15 protein-coding genes are annotated in these 19,244 nt (G+C 52.5%); 8 read left to right on the top strand and 7 right to left on the bottom strand.

Going from position 1 to position 19,244, the window contains the following annotated elements:
- Positions 1 to 2: 2 nt before the first annotated feature.
- The 3 genes from recF to dnaA all read right to left on the bottom strand — a co-directional run bounded on the left by recF (position 3) and on the right by dnaA (position 4,381).
- Entirely contained in the window at positions 3 to 1,202 is a 1,200-nt protein-coding gene (recF, locus tag L6966_RS04335; RefSeq protein ID WP_372237682.1) for a DNA replication/repair protein RecF, read from the bottom strand.
- Positions 1,203 to 1,231: 29 nt separating this feature from the next.
- Complete coding sequence (gene dnaN / locus L6966_RS04340) at positions 1,232 to 2,359, bottom strand: DNA polymerase III subunit beta (protein WP_237224884.1); 1,128 nt, start codon at positions 2,357 to 2,359, stop codon at positions 1,232 to 1,234.
- A gap of 456 nt (positions 2,360 to 2,815) precedes the next feature.
- Positions 2,816 to 4,381 (bottom strand): chromosomal replication initiator protein DnaA, encoded by a 1,566-nt coding sequence (gene dnaA, locus L6966_RS04345; RefSeq protein ID WP_219336345.1) that lies wholly within the window; start codon positions 4,379 to 4,381, stop codon positions 2,816 to 2,818.
- A gap of 518 nt (positions 4,382 to 4,899) precedes the next feature.
- Between dnaA and rpmH the strand changes: the two genes are divergently transcribed.
- The 8 genes from rpmH (at position 4,900) to L6966_RS04385 (ending at position 11,127) form a co-directional block, all read left to right on the top strand.
- Positions 4,900 to 5,037 carry a 50S ribosomal protein L34 gene (rpmH, locus tag L6966_RS04350; RefSeq protein ID WP_083091541.1) on the top strand — a complete coding sequence of 46 codons (138 nt, stop codon included), beginning with the start codon at positions 4,900 to 4,902 and terminating at the stop codon, positions 5,035 to 5,037.
- Between the two features lie 96 nt (positions 5,038 to 5,133).
- Positions 5,134 to 5,535 (top strand): ribonuclease P protein component, encoded by a 402-nt coding sequence (gene rnpA, locus L6966_RS04355; protein WP_083091543.1) that lies wholly within the window; start codon positions 5,134 to 5,136, stop codon positions 5,533 to 5,535.
- A gap of 9 nt (positions 5,536 to 5,544) precedes the next feature.
- Positions 5,545 to 5,964 (top strand): membrane protein insertion efficiency factor YidD, encoded by a 420-nt coding sequence (gene yidD / locus L6966_RS04360; protein ID WP_237224912.1) that lies wholly within the window; start codon positions 5,545 to 5,547, stop codon positions 5,962 to 5,964.
- Between the two features lie 58 nt (positions 5,965 to 6,022).
- Positions 6,023 to 6,994, top strand: a complete 972-nt coding sequence (gene yidC / locus L6966_RS04365; RefSeq protein WP_237224885.1) for a membrane protein insertase YidC — start codon at positions 6,023 to 6,025, stop codon at positions 6,992 to 6,994.
- 24 nt (positions 6,995 to 7,018) lie between these two features.
- Entirely contained in the window at positions 7,019 to 7,558 is a 540-nt protein-coding gene (locus L6966_RS04370) for a Jag family protein (protein WP_237224886.1), read from the top strand.
- A 3-nt stretch (positions 7,559 to 7,561) separates the two neighbouring features.
- Positions 7,562 to 8,212, top strand: coding sequence for a 16S rRNA (guanine(527)-N(7))-methyltransferase RsmG (gene rsmG, locus L6966_RS04375; RefSeq protein WP_237224887.1), 651 nt, complete (start codon positions 7,562 to 7,564; stop codon positions 8,210 to 8,212).
- Positions 8,213 to 9,011: 799 nt separating this feature from the next.
- Positions 9,012 to 9,830, top strand: coding sequence for a ParA family protein (locus L6966_RS04380; protein ID WP_143539100.1), 819 nt, complete (start codon positions 9,012 to 9,014; stop codon positions 9,828 to 9,830).
- 145 nt (positions 9,831 to 9,975) lie between these two features.
- On the top strand, positions 9,976 to 11,127 hold the full coding sequence (locus L6966_RS04385) for a ParB/RepB/Spo0J family partition protein (RefSeq protein ID WP_083091551.1): 1,152 nt from the start codon (positions 9,976 to 9,978) through the stop codon (positions 11,125 to 11,127).
- 3,637 nt (positions 11,128 to 14,764) lie between these two features.
- On the opposite strand, the gene trxA is transcribed toward L6966_RS04385, so the two are convergent.
- From trxA to murJ, 4 genes are all read right to left on the bottom strand, one after another.
- Positions 14,765 to 15,085 carry a thioredoxin gene (gene trxA / locus L6966_RS04390; protein ID WP_237224888.1) on the bottom strand — a complete coding sequence of 107 codons (321 nt, stop codon included), beginning with the start codon at positions 15,083 to 15,085 and terminating at the stop codon, positions 14,765 to 14,767.
- A 33-nt stretch (positions 15,086 to 15,118) separates the two neighbouring features.
- Positions 15,119 to 16,159, bottom strand: a complete 1,041-nt coding sequence (gene trxB, locus L6966_RS04395) for a thioredoxin-disulfide reductase (RefSeq protein WP_237224889.1) — start codon at positions 16,157 to 16,159, stop codon at positions 15,119 to 15,121.
- Positions 16,160 to 16,249: 90 nt separating this feature from the next.
- Positions 16,250 to 17,494, bottom strand: coding sequence for a hypothetical protein (locus L6966_RS04400; protein ID WP_083090565.1), 1,245 nt, complete (start codon positions 17,492 to 17,494; stop codon positions 16,250 to 16,252).
- A 54-nt stretch (positions 17,495 to 17,548) separates the two neighbouring features.
- On the bottom strand, positions 17,549 to 19,231 hold the full coding sequence (gene murJ, locus L6966_RS04405) for a murein biosynthesis integral membrane protein MurJ (protein WP_237224890.1): 1,683 nt from the start codon (positions 19,229 to 19,231) through the stop codon (positions 17,549 to 17,551).
- Positions 19,232 to 19,244 lie beyond the last annotated feature (13 nt).

Below are 19,244 nucleotides of genomic sequence, written 5' to 3' on the forward strand. Positions count from 1 at the left end.
ATTTATTCCCTTCCAGGCATACTAGCGGGTGAATCCATCTCGACCCAGGCTTTACCTGGAGAAACACGTACCAGGGTAATATCGCCGAGTTCCGGAGGAATATCATGAGCAACAGCCGTCGTCACCAAAACCTGCTCAGCTCCAGCAACGATTGATCCCAGCCGGTGACGGCGGTCTGTGTCGAGTTCAGCAAAAACATCGTCCAAAATCAAAATGGGCGAGGCGCCTTTTGCATCGCTACTATCTGCCAGGTGAACATACCAGGCGCCCAGTTTGAGGGCTAGGGCATACGACCAGCTCTCACCGTGTGAAGCGAAACCCTTAACAGGTATTCCCCCCAATTCCAATGCCAGATCGTCGCGATGAGGGCCTACCAGAGTGACTCCCCGGTCAATTTCTTCAGTTTGTTTAGACTCAAAGCCACGGAGCAGCGCATCACGGATGTCGTTCACATTCATACGCGAAGCCTGGGGGAGTATCTGCCCCGAAATGGGTGGAAAACTGGTTGATTCATACACCGCAGTCACCGTCTTAGAACCGTCCGTCAGCTGTTCATATGCTCGCTGTACTTGAGGTAGGAGCAGAGCCAGGGTACGTAAACGTGCCTGTATAAGGTGAGCCCCGGCGTTCGCAAGTTGCTTGTTCCATACCTCCAGAGTGTGGGCGTCGTCCCCGCTACCCGCACGCCGTGAACGCATAGATTTCAGCAAAGAATTACGCTGACGCAGCACCTTCTCATAGTCAGCTCGGTAGGCTGCTACAGCAGGACGTAGCGAAACCGCCAGATCATCGAGAAAACGGCGGCGGGTAGAGGGATCACCTTTGACCAGGTGCAGATCTTCGGGAGAGAAGAGCACAGTACGAGTCACACCTAGTGCCTCACGGGCACGCACAGGAGCTGCCCTGTTGATACGGACCCGGTTACTGTGGCCGGGGGCCAGCTCAAACTCCAGCACTGTTTGCTGATTGCCACGCACCGTTCTGGTGCGAATGTAGGCACGCTGTGCCCCCACACGTACCAACGGTGAATCCTGCGATACTCGGTGTGAAGAGAGCTGAGCAGTGTAATCAATTGCCTCAACAATGTTGGTCTTACCCACACCGTTAGGACCCAAAAAGACCGTGACCCCGGGAGATAATGGCAGGTTCAGTAGCCGGTAGGTGCGGTAGTCCATCAATGAAAGATGGTCAATGTACAGCACAACCTCCTAGCAATGACGTGTCAGCGACTTTATTGATTCTGCAGACGAATAGGCATGAGCAAGTAGCGGTAGTTTTTCTCGTCTTCAGCCTGCCAGTCTTCCTGCTCCGAAAGAACAACGGGCTTGCGCGGGTCGGTGAATGAGAAGCGCACAAACTTGTTGGCTGTGAAGGTGTGTAGTCCCTCAGAAAGGTAGCTGGGGTTGAAAGCTACAGTGATGTCTTCACCGTGCAGATGGGCCTGGAGGGTTTCGGAGGCCTGGGCGTCCTCACCTGTGCCGGCGTCCAGAGTAACCTCACCCTGGCTGAAAGCCAGACGTACGGGAGTGTTACGCTCAGCAACCAGGGAGACACGGCGGACGGCCTCAAGAAGGTCGGCGGTTCGAACGATTGCATAGGTGGGAGTTGTTTCGGGAAAGAGCGAGCGAATTTTAGGGTACTCACCATCTACCAAAAGACTGGTCGTACGTCGAGAATCTGATTCAAACCCGATAAGTTCGTGAGCATCAGACAGAGCGATTGATAGTTCACCAGCACCGCCTAGAGTCTTAGCAACCTCAGACAGTGTTTTCGCCTTGACGAGTGTAGCGGTTGAAATAGCTGAGTCTGTAGGGTTCCAGTTTAGCTCGCGCATAGCCAGCCGATAGCGATCGGTGGCAAGTAGGGTCATCTGGTTACCTTCGATTTCCATGCGCACACCGGTCAGAATGGGCAAAGTGTCGTCTTTTGATGCAGCAATAGAAACCTGTGCAACAGCTTTCGCAAATTCTGACCCCTCAACAGTACCGGATACAGCGGGTAGTGCAGGGAGCTCAGGGTAGTCAGAAACCGGCATGGACGAGAGGTTAAAGTTTGATGAGCCGCAGGTCAAGTGAACTTTGCCTTCATGTAGCTCAAAGGTCACGTCTGCTTTAGGAAGAGACCTGCAAATATCAGCGAGTAAGCGGCCTGATATGAGAGCTTCACCCTCTTCAGCGATATTGGCCTCGATGTTCAGCTTAGCTGAGGTCTCATAGTCGAAACTGGCAATTGAAACTTCACCGGATGCAGCCTTAATGAGCAATCCTGAGAGTACGGGCACTGGGGGGCGGGGGGAGAGGGAACGGGCAGTCCAGCTGACGGCCTCGGCTAAGGTATCGCGTTCGACAGTAAATTTCACTGGTCACCTTCCAAACTCTGTGTCACCGCTAGAAACCCTGAACATGGGCGTAGCTAGTTACCCAGTCTACCGGACGGAGAAGGGCGCAGCTTTGTGTAATTACATCTCGGCATACGAAGTGGCCCGTATGGATCCATAGCTTGTAATTACAGGAACTACTGCGCACATACCAGGGTAGAACTCATCAGTCTTTTGTTATTTGACGTTTTTTCTTTAAGGATTGTAGTGTTAATAACCCTTGTGAAAACTGTGGAAAACCCCGTTTTGCCGCGAGTTCTCAAGGAAGGCCCTGTGGCTTACCTGTGGAGAAAAACACCCACTACTGTACATGAATAGTGGATGGATATTTATGCACACCTTGGAACCCACAGCTTCTGTATATCTATACACTTAACATCCACATTAAAACGCTCTTCTGAGTCAACCTTATCCACAAGTATTTGACTTGCGGAAACTCTACGACGCATCTTTTGAACTCTGCTTAATACGGTTGGTGAGTTCAGTGACCTGATTGAAGATAGTGCGACGCTCAGCCATCAGATTGCGAATCTTGCGGTCTGCGTACATGACTGTGGTGTGGTCACGGTCGCCTAACTCCTGGCCAATACGAGGCAGAGACATCTCAGTGAGCTCACGCAACAGATACATAGCAATCTGACGGGCATTGACCAGAGTGCGGCTACGCGACTTGGACCGTAAATCCTCAATAGTCACATCAAAATACTCAGCGGTAGCCTGCAAAACCTGCGAAGCTGTAATCTCCTGGGCACCGTCGTCCAACAACAAATCTTTGAGTACCTGTTCGGCCAGCTGCATATCAACTGGCTGCCCCTGTAAGGATGCGAAAGCGGTCACGCGAATCAGCGCACCTTCCAACTCACGGATGTTGGTAGAGATATGCGAAGCGATATATTCCATCACATCATCGGGCACATTCAAGCCTTCGTTCTGAGCCTTCTTGCTCAGAATAGCAATGCGAGTTTCAAGCTCCGGTGGCTGAACATCGGTAATCAGACCCCACTCAAAGCGAGAACGCATGCGCTCTGCGAAACCGGTTAGCTGCTTGGGCGGCAAATCAGAGGTAATCACGACCTGCTTCTGGTGATTGTGCAGGGCATTGAAAGTATGAAAGAACTCTTCCTGAGTGGAGTCTTTACCAGCCAGAAACTGAATATCGTCAATTAGTAGCATGTCTACATTGCGGTAAATCTGCTTAAAAGAGGTATCGTTCTTATCTCGAATCGAATTGATGAAATCATTAGTGAATTCCTCGGAGTTCACGTAGCGCACGCGCAGACCGGGGTAAAGACTCTTGGCGTAGTGGCCGATGGCGTGTAAGAGATGGGTTTTACCCAGCCCCGATCCTCCATAGATGAAGAGTGGATTGTAGGCAGACGCCGGTGTTTCAGACACCGCGAAGGCAGCCGCGTGAGCAAATCTATTGGATCGCCCAATCACAAAACTGTCAAAGGTGTATTTGGGGTTCAGTCGAGCCGTCGAATCCCAGGTGGTGACTTCACCGCTTTCAATCGCAGCTTCGATGTCAGATAAGGACGCCACTTCATCGTTGTCAGCGGTCATATGTGCTTGAGCGGGGCCGGACTCTACCACCGGCTCAAACTCTTGCGGAGCGGGGGAGTGGGGAGAAACGTCCCGGCCTGAAAAAGCTTCAGAAACACTCTTACTTTCCCCTTCATAGGGCACAGGCTGGGTTTCAGCGGGAGCCTGCGTTGAAGGAATCGCCACAGGTGCCGGTGACGCAGTAGGGCTCACCTTCTCAGGTGAACTTTCCATGCTGGTGTCAATAATGAAAGCCTCAGTCACGCCCGGGCCGAAAGTTGAAGCGATCGCTTCTTGAAGCGTGCCCTTCAGCTCGTGTTGAAAAATATCGCGCGTGAATTCACTCGGAACAGCAATGAGCAACACATTACCCATGAATGCGTGCAACTGGGCTAAACCAATATGGGCACGATGCCGCTGAGCCACCGAGGTATCTGCGCGTAGCAGAGTCACAAGATGCATCCACTTTTTCTGAAGCTCGGGGTCCAAAAAATCGCCCACAGGCTCTCCAATCATTTGTTCAACGCGCAAAAACTTACACACAGGTTTACCGCAGTTACCCGTATCTTACTACCATGTTATCCACAGGGTGGAAAACCTGTGATTTAAGCAGGGGAGTACCTGTTTACAGTATGTGATTAAAACAGGTACCGCTAGCTCAAAGCCACAGTTTTTGCCATGAATAAGCAACATTGAGATACCTGTGGATAACTCTCGCAAGGGTAGAGGTGTTCAGCTACTATCCACAGGTGTGGGCAAACTCTCCCCATAGCCTGTGATTAAAGACCTACCCCAACCGGGCTTGACCTTATATCTCAACCTCTTCTAGAGTTGTTTAGTCAAAGTGTGGCAGGACTATGCCTAGACTCGGGCCAGGCAACCGCCCAATGGCGGCACCCTGACACAAACAAGAAGCGTCAACCTGTTCGAAGAACTGTTGAAAGGTTGGCCCCCGTACCAACCATTTTTGGAGTAACCAAATGAGCAAGCGGACTTTCCAGCCGAATAACCGCCGCCGCGCCAAGAAGCACGGCTTCCGCCTTCGCATGCGTACCCGTGCGGGCCGCGCTATCCTCGCGAACCGTCGTTCAAAGGGCCGTGCAAGCCTCTCCGCATAAGGCTTCACATCTCCTCGCCTCGGCTTAGCCCCTTGCGCAGGCCAGCGTGACTACGCAGCCCGCCGAGAGACGACCGAAAAGACATAAGGAGAAAACGTGCTGGCACAACAGCACCGAATGCGAGCCTCGGCTCAATTTTCAGCAACTACACGTTCCGGTGCCCGTTCAGGGCGCCGGAACTTAGTTCTATATGCGGTCAAAATAGGCGAAGAACCAACCATTGTAGGTTTCATTGTCTCCAAGGCAGTCGGAAATGCCGTCACCCGCAACAAAACTAAGCGACGCCTGCGCGAACTTATTGCTCCCTTTGTTGCGACCCACCCCACCGGCTACTCTGTGGTCGTCCGCGCTCTGCCACCAGCAGCAGCTGCACCCTACATCGAGCTTGCGGCTGACCTCACCAATGCACTTGCCGCCATCGTCAAAAAAATTGGGCCTACTGCGCCTCCGGCAGCTGCACCACGCTCCCACATTGCCGCACAGCGAGAGGAGCTCTAACCCGTGGGCATCTCGAACAATAAAAACCACCGAACTAGCCGCTCCGAGGCGCAAGAGCTCCCCAACGACGTCCTGCTCGAGAACGCACCTCATGAATTCGTTGTGCCCAACACCGTTGTTCAGGCTCTCATCACTCTGCCGCAGAACGCTCTCATTGCCTTCATCAAGATCTACCGCGCTATAGTCTCCCCCCTTTATGGGAACGTCTGCCGGTACTACCCCAGCTGTTCAGCCTATGGGCTCGAAGCTCTCACCACTCACGGTGCCGTTCGCGGTCTCTCACTGACCGTCCAAAGGCTCCTACGATGCCACCCCTGGGCAACGGGTGGGCTTGACCCCGTACCTGCTGGCTGCCGTACATTTACCCCCGGCACGGAACCTAAAATAATACTTCTAAACCACCCGCACCAGCACTTGAACCACTCATAGGCGCTGACTGCAATCCACCACAACCGGCTCACACATCTACCGAGCCAGGGAGAGAACTATGTTCGACATCATTCTCTGGCCCTTCAAATGGATCGTCTCTGCGATTCTCTGGGCATTTCACGAACTTTTCACCGCTATGGGCATGGACCCAGCATCAGGTTTTACCTGGGTGCTGGCCATTATCGGCCTGACTCTGGTCATGCGAACCCTCACCATCCCGCTCTTTATGCGCCAAATCAAGGCCATGCGCGGCATGCAGGAGCTCCAGCCTGAACTGGCAAAACTGCAGGCAAAATACAAGGGCAAGACCGACCAGCTCTCCCGCCAGGCCATGGCCCAGGAGCAGATGGCTCTCTACCGCGAATCCGGCTCTAACCCGCTCGCCTCCTGCATGCCAATTCTGGTTCAGATGCCCATCTTCTTTGGCCTCTTCCAGGTGCTCAACGGCGTACCCAGCGCAGCTGCTAACAACGAGAGCATCCTGATGCTCTCCAACGATAAGGTTGAGCAGTTCAACGACGCCTACATCTTTGGTGCACCCCTCTTCTCCACCATGCTGAACCCCGGCGACGGCAATCACGCAGCCACCATCATCATCGCCGCCATCATGGTTGTGCTCATGAGCGCCACCCAGTTCTACATCACCAAGCAGCTCTCGGTGAAGAACATGTCGGACGCTGCCAAACAGTCCCCCATATACCGCCAGCAGCAGATCATGCTCTACGTGCTACCTCTGGTCTTCGCTATTTCTGGCATTAATTTCCCTCTGGGTGTTCTGGTCTACTGGACTGTCTCGAACTTCTGGACCCTGGGCCAGCAGTACTGGGTTATCCGTAACAAGCCCACCCCCGGTTCCCAGGCCGAGCGTGAACTCAACGAGCGCCGCGCAGCCAAGGGCCTGCCCCCCGTTGGCAAGACCAAGGAAGAGCACGAGGCTGAGGTCGAAGCCCAGCGCGAGCGAGCCAACCGCGGCCAGCGCGTCCAGCCCATGAGTAAGAAGCGCCAAAAGCAGCAGAACAAGAAGAAATAAATGGCAGCTACAGGAGGAAAACCCATGACTGAAGCATTTGAGACCCCCGCTGCCGGTTCAGCCGATACAGAGTATGAGGACGCCCTGGGGGAGGGCTTCGAGGATGAAGGTGATATTGCAGCCGACTACCTCGAAGAACTTCTCGACATCGCTGACATCGATGGTGACATCGACATTGAGGTGCGCAACGGGCGCACCTACCTGTCTGTGGTCACTGAAGACGGCAACACCGAAGAACTTGAAGCTCTTGTGGGTCAGGACGGGCAGGTACTCGATGCCCTGCAAGAACTTGTGCGACTCTCTGTTTTGGCCGCTACCGGCCAGCGTACCCGCCTGATTCTTGATATCGCTGAGTACCGTGCGAGCCGCCAGAAGGCTCTTGTGGACATGGCCGAGACCGCCATTGCTCGCGTCAAAGAAACTGGCGACGGTGTACACCTAGAACCCCTGGGCTCCTATGAGCGCAAGCTCGTGCACGACATCGTGGCAGCTCACGGCCTCTACTCAGAGTCCGAAGGTACTGGCCCCGACCGCCACATCGTCATTATGCCGGCGGAGGGCTAGGCTATGACCGAAGAAAACGTCACTCAACCCGAGCTGGTCGGCCCAGCTCTCGTGGCTGCCGACCAAGTCTTTGGTGACCGGCTGCCCCTGGCAGAGCGTTATGTGGAACATTTGGCCACCAGCGGCATTGAACGCGGTCTCATTGGCCCCCGCGAGGTTCCCCGCATCTGGGAACGTCACGTGCTCAACTGTGCTGTGATTGAGGAATTGATCGAGGACGGCGCTCGAGTTGCTGACGTGGGCTCAGGGGCGGGTCTACCTGGCCTCTGCCTGGCCATTGCCCGCCCTGACCTTCAAATCACCCTTATTGAGCCTCTAGAACGCCGTGTCATCTGGCTAACCGAGGTCGTTGATGACCTAGGCCTAGAAAATGTAGATATCATGCGTTCACGCGCAGAGCAGGCTGTGGGTCACGTTGAAGCGGACTATGTGACTGCTCGCGCCGTCTCAGCCTTGGTCGGTCTGCTGGATATTACCCTGCCGATTCTGCGTGGAACCGGCCAGCTGCTTGCCCTCAAGGGCCGTTCTGCTGCTGATGAAATCGATAGAGCCAAGAAGAAACTCAACAAGTATGGGGCCCGAGAAACAGAAATTCTCATTGCTGGTGAAGGGCTCCTTGAAGAACCCACCACTGTGGTTCGAGTGAGCCTGTAAACAATCTACCCAGTTTCTTTAGATTCGGGTTCAGAATGAACAAAGCCCGGCTACCTATTTTGATGGTAGTCGGGCTTTTTGTGCACGATTAGTCTGCAGCTGCGGTGGTCTATACGGCATGTGGAGTATCTTGTTGAGGTAAGCCTACAAATCCGGTGGGGTCTCTCAATAGTGTAGTTGTCAGACCAGCTGTATCGAACACAGGTTTACAGGGGTAGGGGAGCGGTTCAGTGTTTTTGAAGTTTATATAACCAGCCGGTAAGCCATCATCTATACATAATCAGTGCAGCAGATGGGGGCAGTAAGAGAGCTTTGGTGTTCCTCTGAAGGTTCAACAATTTTGAGTCTCAGCTCCCCTGATTGGATCTCGCGGACTTCTCATTAGATAACGTGCAGGCAGCCTGTGGTCTTCTGACGGGTGGTGCTACGAGAAGTGAACCACCCAACTACCCGCTAAAGTTATAGATACCTGTGTTTCACGTGAAACCTATAAAATTTATTTTCAAAACAATCTATATAAATTGTTATATAAATAATGCTGTTGTCTTAAGGGGTAAAGCGGGTAGTCTAGTAGGAGCGAGATGACCAAACCTAACCAGGGGAGAGATCGGTGCCCACTATCTCAAATATTCCAGACTTCGGTTTACCACCTGAGCCACAGGTAACTACGGCAAAGCCAGACAAAGGTTCTCATGTTTCACGTGAAACACGTGAAAAACTAGAACGCATCGACAGCGTAGTAGCTCAGAGTAATCCCATTTCTCAGCAGGCCCAGAACGCTAGGCAGCAGCTTCAGCAACTGGACTCAGAGACTCTGAATCGGCCTCAGGAAACCCGTATTTTCACTATCTCCAATCAGAAGGGTGGGGTGGGTAAAACCTCAACAGCTGTAAACCTTGCTGCTGCACTCGCCTCCAAGGGAATGAACGTCCTGGTAATCGATAATGACCCCCAGGGTAATGCATCTACAGCTTTGGGAATTGAACATGGTACCGAGGTGCCTTCCACCTATGATGTACTTATTGACGGGAAACCTCTGATAGAGATTATTCAGCCCTGCCCTGATCTTGATAATCTCTGGTGCGCCCCTGCCAATATTGATCTAGCCGGTGCAGAAATTGAGCTGGTCTCGATGGTGGCCCGAGAAACCCGCCTCAAGACCGCAATCGCAGACTACGCTGCTACCCGTGAGTCTGAAGGTCTGCCCCGTCTGGACTATATTTTCATTGATTGCCCTCCATCTCTGGGGCTACTGACTATCAATGCCTTCTGTGCCGCTCGCGAGGTTCTCATTCCCATTCAGTGTGAATACTATGCTCTGGAGGGGCTGAGCCAGTTGCTCAAAAATATCACCATGATTCAGAAGCATCTCAACTCTGAATTACGCATTAGCACCATCTTGCTGACTATGTATGACGGGCGTACTAACCTCTCTGCCCAGGTAGCTGAAGAGGTGCGTGAACATTTCCCCCAACAGGTACTTGATACCACTATTCCGCGCTCGGTACGAATCTCGGAGGCACCGAGCTACCAGCAAACTGTTATTTCTTATGACCCGTCATCATCTGGAGCCGTGGCGTATCTTAAGGCTGCTGTAGAGATAGCCCAGATGGTGTAAAACAAAAGATACTAGTTTATTATCATCTAAAAATTTATAGTTGGGCACTGGTTTTCTTTATCTAAGGGAGAGCCAGTGCTCTTTTCTCTCCGCTCGCTCCACTAGACTTGAGGGTAGATGCAACGCACGATCATGGAGAAGGAACATGGCAGAAAAGAAGCGCGGTCTGGGCCGTGGGCTAGGCGCACTCATTCCTGAAGCGAGTGCTCCGGTGAATCCTGCCACCGAAAAGAAAACGGTGGCAGCACAGAAAACTACGCAGCGCCCTCGAACAACTGGCAAGGGAGCTAGCAAACAAAACGATGTAAGCCCGAGAAAAAAGACCACCGAGACCTCTTCCAAGAATGTTTCACGTGAAACATCAAAGAATAAGCGGGCAGATATGAGGGCAGCCCTGCACAACACCACTGCTCCTCGCCGTCCTGTTGACTTTTTCTTTGGTGATCAAGCGGCTACCTCAGATGAGGAGCTGGTTCCCGTCCCCGGTGCTGTTTTTGCAACCCTTGAGGTTGCTGAGATTCATCCTAACCGTAAGCAGCCCAGAACTGATTTTGATGAGCATGATATGCAGGAGCTCGTACACTCCATTAAAGAAATTGGAGTGTTGCAGCCGATTGTTGTGCGACCAAGCCGTGAACAGGGAGATCAGAAGTATGAGCTGATTATGGGTGAGCGCCGCTGGCGCGCTACTCAGAGGGCTGGCATAACCACTATCCCGGCTATTATTCGTGAGACTCAGGATGAAGACCTGCTCCGCGACGCCCTGTTAGAAAACCTGCACCGCTCTCAGCTCAACCCTATTGAAGAGGCCGCTGCCTATCAGCAACTTCTTGAAGAATTTGGAACTACTCAGGAACAGCTGGCCCAGCGTATTGGGCGTTCTCGCCCTCAAATTTCTAACACTATTCGTCTGCTCAAGTTACCGGCACTAGTTCAGCGTAGGGTAGCTGCTGGAACGATTTCCTCTGGGCATGCTCGAGCCCTGTTGGGACTCAAGAAAGCAGCAGATATTGAGACTTTGGCTCAGAAAATTGTGAATGAAGGGCTGTCAGTTCGAGCGGTTGAAGAACTAGTTGTTGCCGGTTCTAGCGCACAGTCTGCTCCATCTAAAAAGGCTCCTAAAGTGCAGGAGCACGCTGAACGTTTGGACTATTTGGCTGATGCCCTAGGTGACAAGCTTGATACGGGTGTCACTATCAACCTGGGTGCACGTAAGGGGAAGATGACCATTGAATTTGCATCTATCGATGATTTGAATCGCATTCTTGATTTGATTGACCCCAAACTGAAACGTTAATAAGGCATCGTGCGGTGAGTGGCGAGCTGTGCCCTCACAATCATTGCACACCCGCTTCCTTCCCCCAGGGGAGGGGAGCGGTTTTTTCTAAGCCCAAAATGTTTCACGTGAAACAGATCAAAATGGGTGCGTTCCACCTCTGAGTGATGGAACGAAAGAGTGTTTTTCGGAGCCTCGGTGAGGAAAGCGGGCTTGTGTGCTCTTCTGAGGGCTTGTTAGAGCATTAAACGTACAATCACACCAGGGTGCTGCTGTTAGGCGCTTAGAATCGATTCTACGGGGCCATTTTTAGAGTCAGGTAGAGGTTATTCATAAGCATAGAGGTATCCCTGGGGTATCTGAGAGTCGAGCCTGGGTAGCCTAATCATCTTCGAATGAGCCTCTAAATAGCTCTGGATGGATAACAGCCCCATTCTAGAAGATTACGCAGGATTGGATGCCCTGCTGAATATGGGGCACAGAATTTTGAGGCCTTGTGCGCTCAAGGAATTTTTCAGGTACAGGGGCCAAAACCTTAGGGAAGTAGACGAAGGCAATGAGCTCCATACGAGCTAACAGTTTTGCTTCAAAAATTGGGAACCGACAGAGATAGAAGGAACTCTGATGATTACTCAAAATGACTTTACCCCGCCTTGTCCAGGAGATTCATGCCCTGCCTTGCGGCGAATTTCGTTCACTGAGTGTTGCTGCATCTTCGCTTCGCTCAGATGGTTCGCAACAGTTTTTCGACTGTGGGTGCAAACTGTTGGCTCGGCGGCTGGCGTGAATCGCCTGGATAAGCAAGGACTTCCTCGCGGCGAAAAAGAAAGCCTTGTGCATCTGGCGAACTTGCCAGCCAGAAGCGAACCAGGCGAGAGGGCAGGGCTACTCCCATTGAAGCCCTCAGATTAGTTTCCTCGCACGCTCGGATGGAGTCGGTAGCTTCCAAGCGTGCGAGGAAACAAAGGCTAACGACAAAATAGAAGCTTATTCATAAGGGGTTCCGCAGGCTCACACCTTCGCAAGCTCAGGTGATTCCGTTCGCTCTTGAGTGCTGACGCACCCGCTTCACTTCATCTGCCGACCCTCTCGCCTGGTTCGCTTCGCTCACGAGGTGATTCACGCCCCGCCTTGCGGCGGATTCCGTGCTCTGAGGGCGTTGCATCTTCGCTTCGCTCAGATGATTCGCACCAGTTTCTTTGGTCACCTGGGGGCGGAAACTGGTGCTCATCCGGTCACTTCATCCGAGCCAGCAGCTTCGCTGTGAGCCTGCTTCACCTACCCTTATGAATAAGCCTCATAGGCGAAGCAGCTGGTCTCCCTCGAGCGCGAGTCTGGGATCTGTAATGAAGGGGCTTTTGAATAAGATTCAATATAACATTAGTAATATTGATTTATTTAAATTATCTGATGCAATGGGGTTACTATTGTAGAATTTCTTAATACTCCTGGACCCAGTGTTTTAGTCAACGGATTTATTCTTTTGCACTGCGAATTTATATAATCTCTCAAATTTTTATGTTTTTTATATTTCTGATTAGATGGAGAGTAGATACCTTTAAACTAAGAATGTAACCACCTGCCGTATATAGGTAATTAATAAAAATGGTTTTTGAGGTTGACTTATAGTGAAGTGATGACAGGTGATATATGGTGGCTTATTCAAAAGTAATCAGGCAAAACCAGGCTCGCAGCGAAGCCGCTGGGCTCCATTGAGTGCGAGCCTGGAGAGCCGGGTGAAGGCACTTTTGAATAAGCCTCATGGCTGATGAGCCTCTTATTTTAGGTGTTTTCAGAACCGGTTTTCCCTTCTACTGCAACATTTCACGGGGTGAAATCTCCTCGATGTTTCACGTGAAACATGATTTTTGCTGTCAGAGGCTCTTGGGAGGTGTCCTTACAATGAGAATTATTATAGATTAGCTATCTTATAAAGTTGTTTTTATAGATAATTCATGCTTTAAGGCTTAAGGTCTTCAATGGTAGCCTCACATAAGGCCCGGCGTGGAGCATGCAGTTTATCTCTTGATAGGGGCTTATCCATAAGGGTAGGTGAAGCAGGCTCGCAGCGAATCTGCTGGCTCGGCAGTGAACGCGAGCCTGTGGAACCCCCTTATGAATAAGCTTCATAATCTGAGTTTGTTCCCGTGTCATTAGGCGCCATAGCTCGTTGTATGAAACCGCACTTGCCATGAAATGGTGGCTAGACTTTGCTTTAGAGATAGATATCTTTACCAGACCTTGATGGAGACGGAAAAATGTGAGAATTTACGAACCTATACTCCATAATTTTAGTAATAAGTACATAGCGATTTAATTCCTCGTTAAGGTTTGGTTATATTCAGTCTCTAAACTTCTCACTTATATTTGTGTAAACACTGACTCAATAGGCAATTTATGCAGATGGTCAAAAATATTGATGAGTTTATTTAAAAGTAGTCAGAGGGTTTGGGTACACAGTCAATTCTCTAGCTTGAACAGAATGAGACTTATTCATAAGGGTAGAGGTGCCCCGGGCTCGCAGCGAAGCTGCTGGCTCGGATGAAGTGCCCGGATGAGCACCAGTTCCGCCCCCAGGTGACCAAAGAAACTGGTGCCAATCATCTGAGCGAAGCGAAGATGCAACGCCCTCAGAGCACGGAATCCGCCGCAAGGCGGGGCATCAATCGCCTTGTGAGCGACACAGGCAGTCGCTTGGCCCCTGCGCTTATTCTTCGTTCGCTCTTGTTTCACCGGGCGGTGAACCACGCTGACGCAGACGAGAGAGGTGGGCTTGCTCCCATTGACGCTGGCAGATGCGGTGTCTCTGGCGATCAACCGATTCGCATGATCTTTCTTCTCTGCCGGTGGGCAAAAAATCATGCTCATCTCGCAATGCTTAGATGGGGTCGGCAGGTTCCGAGTGGGCGAAAAAAGAAAGGCTAAAGGTTGACGAGAAAGTAGGCGAAGCCGCTGGGCTCCATCGAGCTCGAGCCTATGGGTGCCTCAAGAAAGATGTTATGAATAAGGCTTATTGGTGTAGGGGCGCGAGATAAGGGTGAGGTGTCGCTGGAAATGTAGCGCGAGGGGAGAGGCGGCGAGAATCTCTAGGAAGCTTCTTATTGGCTGTATTGTTGTCTAGAGCTCCTTTATGTGTGGTATTACAAGAAGACAGTTTTTGAGTCAGCCTATGAGATTCAGAAGTCTATTCAAAGCTGTTTCAGGAGCTTCCAGGGTAGGCTGGCTTGTGAAGTCGCCAATCATGTCTGCCTTTCTGTGTGATCCTATAGCATGATGTTTCACGTGAAACACCCTTAAAAATCACAGGAATATCGGCGTGATACTCCTTCTGTAAGAGCCAGGCAAACTAAAATCGGCAGACGTAAAAGGGCAGCCTGAGCATCTGGCGAGCGTGTGAGTCAGAGAGAATAGGCAGAGGGTGCAGCTGGCTATGAAAACGCCCCTGAGAATTCGAGAAACAGGGCTATGAGGGGATCCCGTAAGCTACGCGCTGTGAGTTATTCATCAAGTCATAGAACCATAGGCAGTGAAGCTGCTGGACCTCATCGGGTATGAGTCTGTGCTACTTGAAAATTATCTTGTGGGTATAGCCTGTGCACCTAGAAAGACTCAGGGCCCGCAACCGTAACGGTTGCGGGCCCTGAGCGCGTCAATTTTTTTATTTGAGGAACTCTGCGAACTCCTGCTCCAGTACAGCCTTAGGCTTAGCACCCACGGTCTGCTTGGCAACTTCGCCGTCCTTAAACACATAAATTGCAGGGATAGAAGTGATGCCGTACTTCATGGCGGTGGCGGGGTTATTCTCAACGTCCAATTTGAGCACCTTCACCCTGTCGCCGTACTCTTCGCCGAGCTGGTCAACGATAGGCCCTACCATGCGGCAGGGGCCGCACCACTCAGCCCAGAAATCAACAATCACAGGCTTATCTGATTTGAGGACCTCATCAGCAAAAGTAGCATCAGTAACTTGGTTAGCCATTGTAAAACAACCTTTCGTAGGTGGGAATAAAACTTAGAGAGACTCGAGATAGTGTTGCGCATCAAGCGCTGCAACACAACCCGAACCTGCGGCGGTAATAGCCTGGCGGTAAGTGGGGTCAATGACGTCACCGGCAGCGAATACACCGGGAATTGAGGTGCGTGATGAGCGGCCGTCCACAGCGATAGTTCCCGCCTCGGTCAGCTCTAACTTGCCCTGAACTAGAGCAGTGCGGGGGTCTGAGCCGATGGCAACAAAAACGCCCTCAAGGGCAAGAGAAGAATCCTCACCGGTCTTCACATTGGTCAGAGTAACACCGGTTACCTGATCGCCTCCGTCGATAGTCTTGACGACAGAATCCCAGACAACCTCAATCTTTTCATGAGCCAAGGCACGCTGTGCCATGATCTCCGAGGCTCGGAAGGAATCACGGCGGTGAACCAGGTAGACCTTAGAAGCAAAATTGGTGAGGAAGAGAGCTTCCTCGAGAGCTGAATCGCCGCCACCAATCACAGCTAAAGCCTTTTCCTTGAAAAAGAAACCGTCACAGGTTGCACACCAAGAAACACCGTGCCCTGAAAGGCGCGCCTCACCGTCTACACCAAGCTTGCGGTACTCCGAGCCGGTAGAGAAAATAACGGTACGAGCCAGGTGAACCGAGCCGTCCGTCAAAATCACCTTCTTAACAGCGCCCTCAAGCTCAACCTCGGCAACGTCCTCGTAACGGATATCCGCGCCAAAGCGCTCGGCCTGAGCGCCGATATTGGTCATAAGTTCGGGGCCCTGAATGCCCTCGATAAAGCCGGGAAAGTTCTCTACCTCGGTAGTGGTCATCAAATCGCCGCCGGGCGAGATAGAAGAAGCGAAAAGTAGAGGCTTGAGATTGGCACGTGCGGCGTAGATAGCTGCGGTGTAGCCAGCGGGCCCCGAACCTACAATGATGACATTGTGTACGGTCTGCTCGCCATCAGTAGCTACGACTGCCTCGGTACCAGACTCAGCTGCCGTGTGTGCTGCCAGAGTCAAACCGGCTGCTGCGCCTCCGAAGATGCCGCCCAGTGCGTTATCTGTCATGGATTCTCCTTGGAATGGGTGATGTGTACCTGTGCAGTGAAACGGCGGGTAGATAAGGTTTATTCCCCACCTACCCGCCGCTCTCATCTGCTATTTAATAGATATTTCTGCCAGCCGGAGCCCGTAAATATAGTTGGGCACAATAGGCTGGGACAGCTGAGCGGCTGCAGTGAACTGGACGATAATGTACTCAGTCTCGCCGTTCTGGGCGTCCTGATCAAGCTCAACCGTGGTTGAACCGGAGGCTGAGAAGGTGCCTGATCCGATTTCTTGAGCCCCCTGAATAGACTCACTGTCTGAAGCATAGACCGTGAAGGCACCGCCGGTACCTGATACCTGGTCAATAGTGAGGGAATTGACGGTGGTGGGCTCGGCCAGCTTACCCGAGAAGTAAATAGAATCAGCAAGCCCCCCAAAGTCAGGAGACTTAAAGGCCAACGAAATCCAGGTGCTGCCTTCATTACCGTCGGTTAGATTGCCGAGCATGGAATCATTTTCAGCCATGAGGCTAGGGGACGAAGGCACAGTGCGAGTCAAAGTACCGCTGAACCTGGGGGTGGGCAGGTTCTGCTGGGTGGGGGAGGCCGAACTGGCAGGTGACTCGGACGCCGACGCCGTGGGCCGCTCCGGTGCCCCAACACTCGCGTTGCCCAGTGCGTCTTCTGTGGTGGAAGAATTGACCATACCGCCCAGGCTAGTAAAGACCGCACCTGCACCTATCATCAGAAGGAGGGCAGCTGCAATGCCTACCACCCACATACCGCCGTTGCGAGAGGCGGGCTCGTCACCTTCGTAGTAGCCCTCTTCTTCAGCATCGTATTCCTCAAACTCGTCGTCTGGCTCCTCAACAACAGGGTCGAGAGGGCGTGTAGCTGAAATTGAGGTTGCCTCAGATGCACTTGCCGCCGCTGCGGCAGCGGCGGGAGCAGCAGCGTCCTTAGGACCTTTTGCTACCACGTAAGTATTGGGGGCGGTCATTGTACCGGTGTCACCGAAAATCTCTTCGCCGAATTCCTCTGTACCACCCCCACCTTCTGTGAGCAGCAGGTCAAGCAGAGTATCGGGCCGAGCGTGGGAGGTTACCAGATAGGTACGCTCATTGTGATTGCCCAGGTCAAGAACCTGTACAGCTGCACGTGAGAGCGCAGCGGTTTGACGCGCATTGGTGACCAGCAAACGGGCGTGATGAGACGCCGCAATGACGATTGAAATTTTGCGGCCGAGTACCTGATCAAGACCGTCAAGCACGGCATCACCGCTCGCGGTTTCGAGCACCTGAGCTGTGACTTTGTAGCGATCTCCCAGCAGGGTGTTGAGGGGAATCTGCTGTGTCAAAAGGTGGCCTCCCATTGCGAAAAATAAGGTGAATGACGGTACTGGTATTTGAGTTTACCCTCTGTGGCGCGGAGCTGGGCGGCGCGCACCGAGTTTAGTCAGAATCGGATTGAGTAGGGTATCGAGTTCACGTACGCGGAAAAGCATGAGTGCGGCGTAGTAGGCAATACCCATGATGATACCGCCTGCGAGTACGGTGATAAAAGCCGTGACGCGGGTGGCCCAGGCAAAACCGTCGAAGCTGTAGCCTCCCATCAGGTAGAGAGCCACGGCCCCAACAGCCCCCGCACTCATAGCCGCAAACGAGACACGCGCGTGCGTTGAGATAAGCCTACGAATCCCGTAGTCACCCATGCGGCGTGCCAAAATACGGTGGCTCAGACAGACCGCAAGCATATTCTGTGCGGCATAGGTGAAAGCCAGACCGTAGATGACGTATTCGGGGGGAAGCCGCGAGGCGGCAAACCCCAGAGCCGCAATGATGATAGCCGAGTAGAGCTGTATGTAGAAGGGGGTTCTGGCATCTTCTTGGGAGTAGAATACACGGCCCATCATAAAAGCAATCGTGAGGAAGGGCCCGCCCAAGGCAATGACGGTGATAGTCTGCCCGAGTACGGCACCGGCCTGCTGAGACCCACCGCCAAAGATCATACCGATAGGACCGGCAAAGACAATCAGGGCTACGGCGCAGAAGATAGTGGCGATCGAGGCAGTGCGCAGGCCGGACGAGAGCGCGGCGGCAACCGTGTTGCGGTCATTGTTCTGCGAGGCGGCTGACATGCGGTTGAAGAGAACTGTTGCAATGGACAGGCCGATAACACCGTGCGGTAGGGAATAGAGCATGGAGGAATAATTGAGTGCCTGGACACCGGGAATTTGAACCCCCAGGGCCAAGAAATCCTCGCGAGCACCGATAACATCTGCAGCAATCTTGGCCAGGTAGAGGAAGGCCAGATTAGAGACAATGGCGGTGGCTAGCGTCCACCCGGCTAGGTGGGCAGCCTTGCCCAGACCGATACCGCGCCAGCCAAACTTTGGCCGTAGTCTGAGACCAACCTTACGCAGGGGGATAAAGAGGATTAAAGCCTGCAGGGACACACCCAGGGTTGCTGACCCTGCCAGTAGTACGGTTTGAGCGGATGTCCAACTATCTAAATTGTGGAAGGGCGGGTTGGTGGTGACATCCTGCGGGCCGAAGACGAAGATGAAGAGTACCAGAGCGGTGATAGCTACCACGTTGTTGAGTACGGGTGCCCACATATGCCAGCCGAAGGCCCCGCGGGCATTGAGTACCTGCCCCAGAACCGTATACAGGCCGTAGAAGAAAATCTGGGGCAGACACCAGAGCGCGAAAATCCAGCCAAAATGTTGCTGTTCAGGGGTCCACTTGCTACCCATCACCAGAATGATGGGCCACGAGAAAAGCAGCACTACGGCGGTTACCACTGCAATGCTGCCAATGGCCAGGGTCATCAGCCGTGACACGTAATCTGAGCCGCCGTCATCGTGCTGAGCTGCCTTAATAATTTGTGGAACCAGCACTGCGCTAAAAATACCGCCCGCCACCAGTACATAGATCAGATTGGGCAGGGTATTGGCGGTTTCAAAAATGTCGCCGACGGTCGTGGTTGAACCAAGAGCAACCGTAATAAGAAAGGTTTTGACGAAGCCAAGAACCCTCGAAACCAGGGTTCCAGCAGCCATGATTGCGCTAGAGAAAGCACCGGAACGTGCCACGGGAATCCTTATC

The organism is Rothia nasisuis (genome assembly GCF_928381405.1).
GTDB classification, from domain to species: Bacteria; Actinomycetota; Actinomycetes; order Actinomycetales; family Micrococcaceae; genus Rothia; species Rothia nasisuis.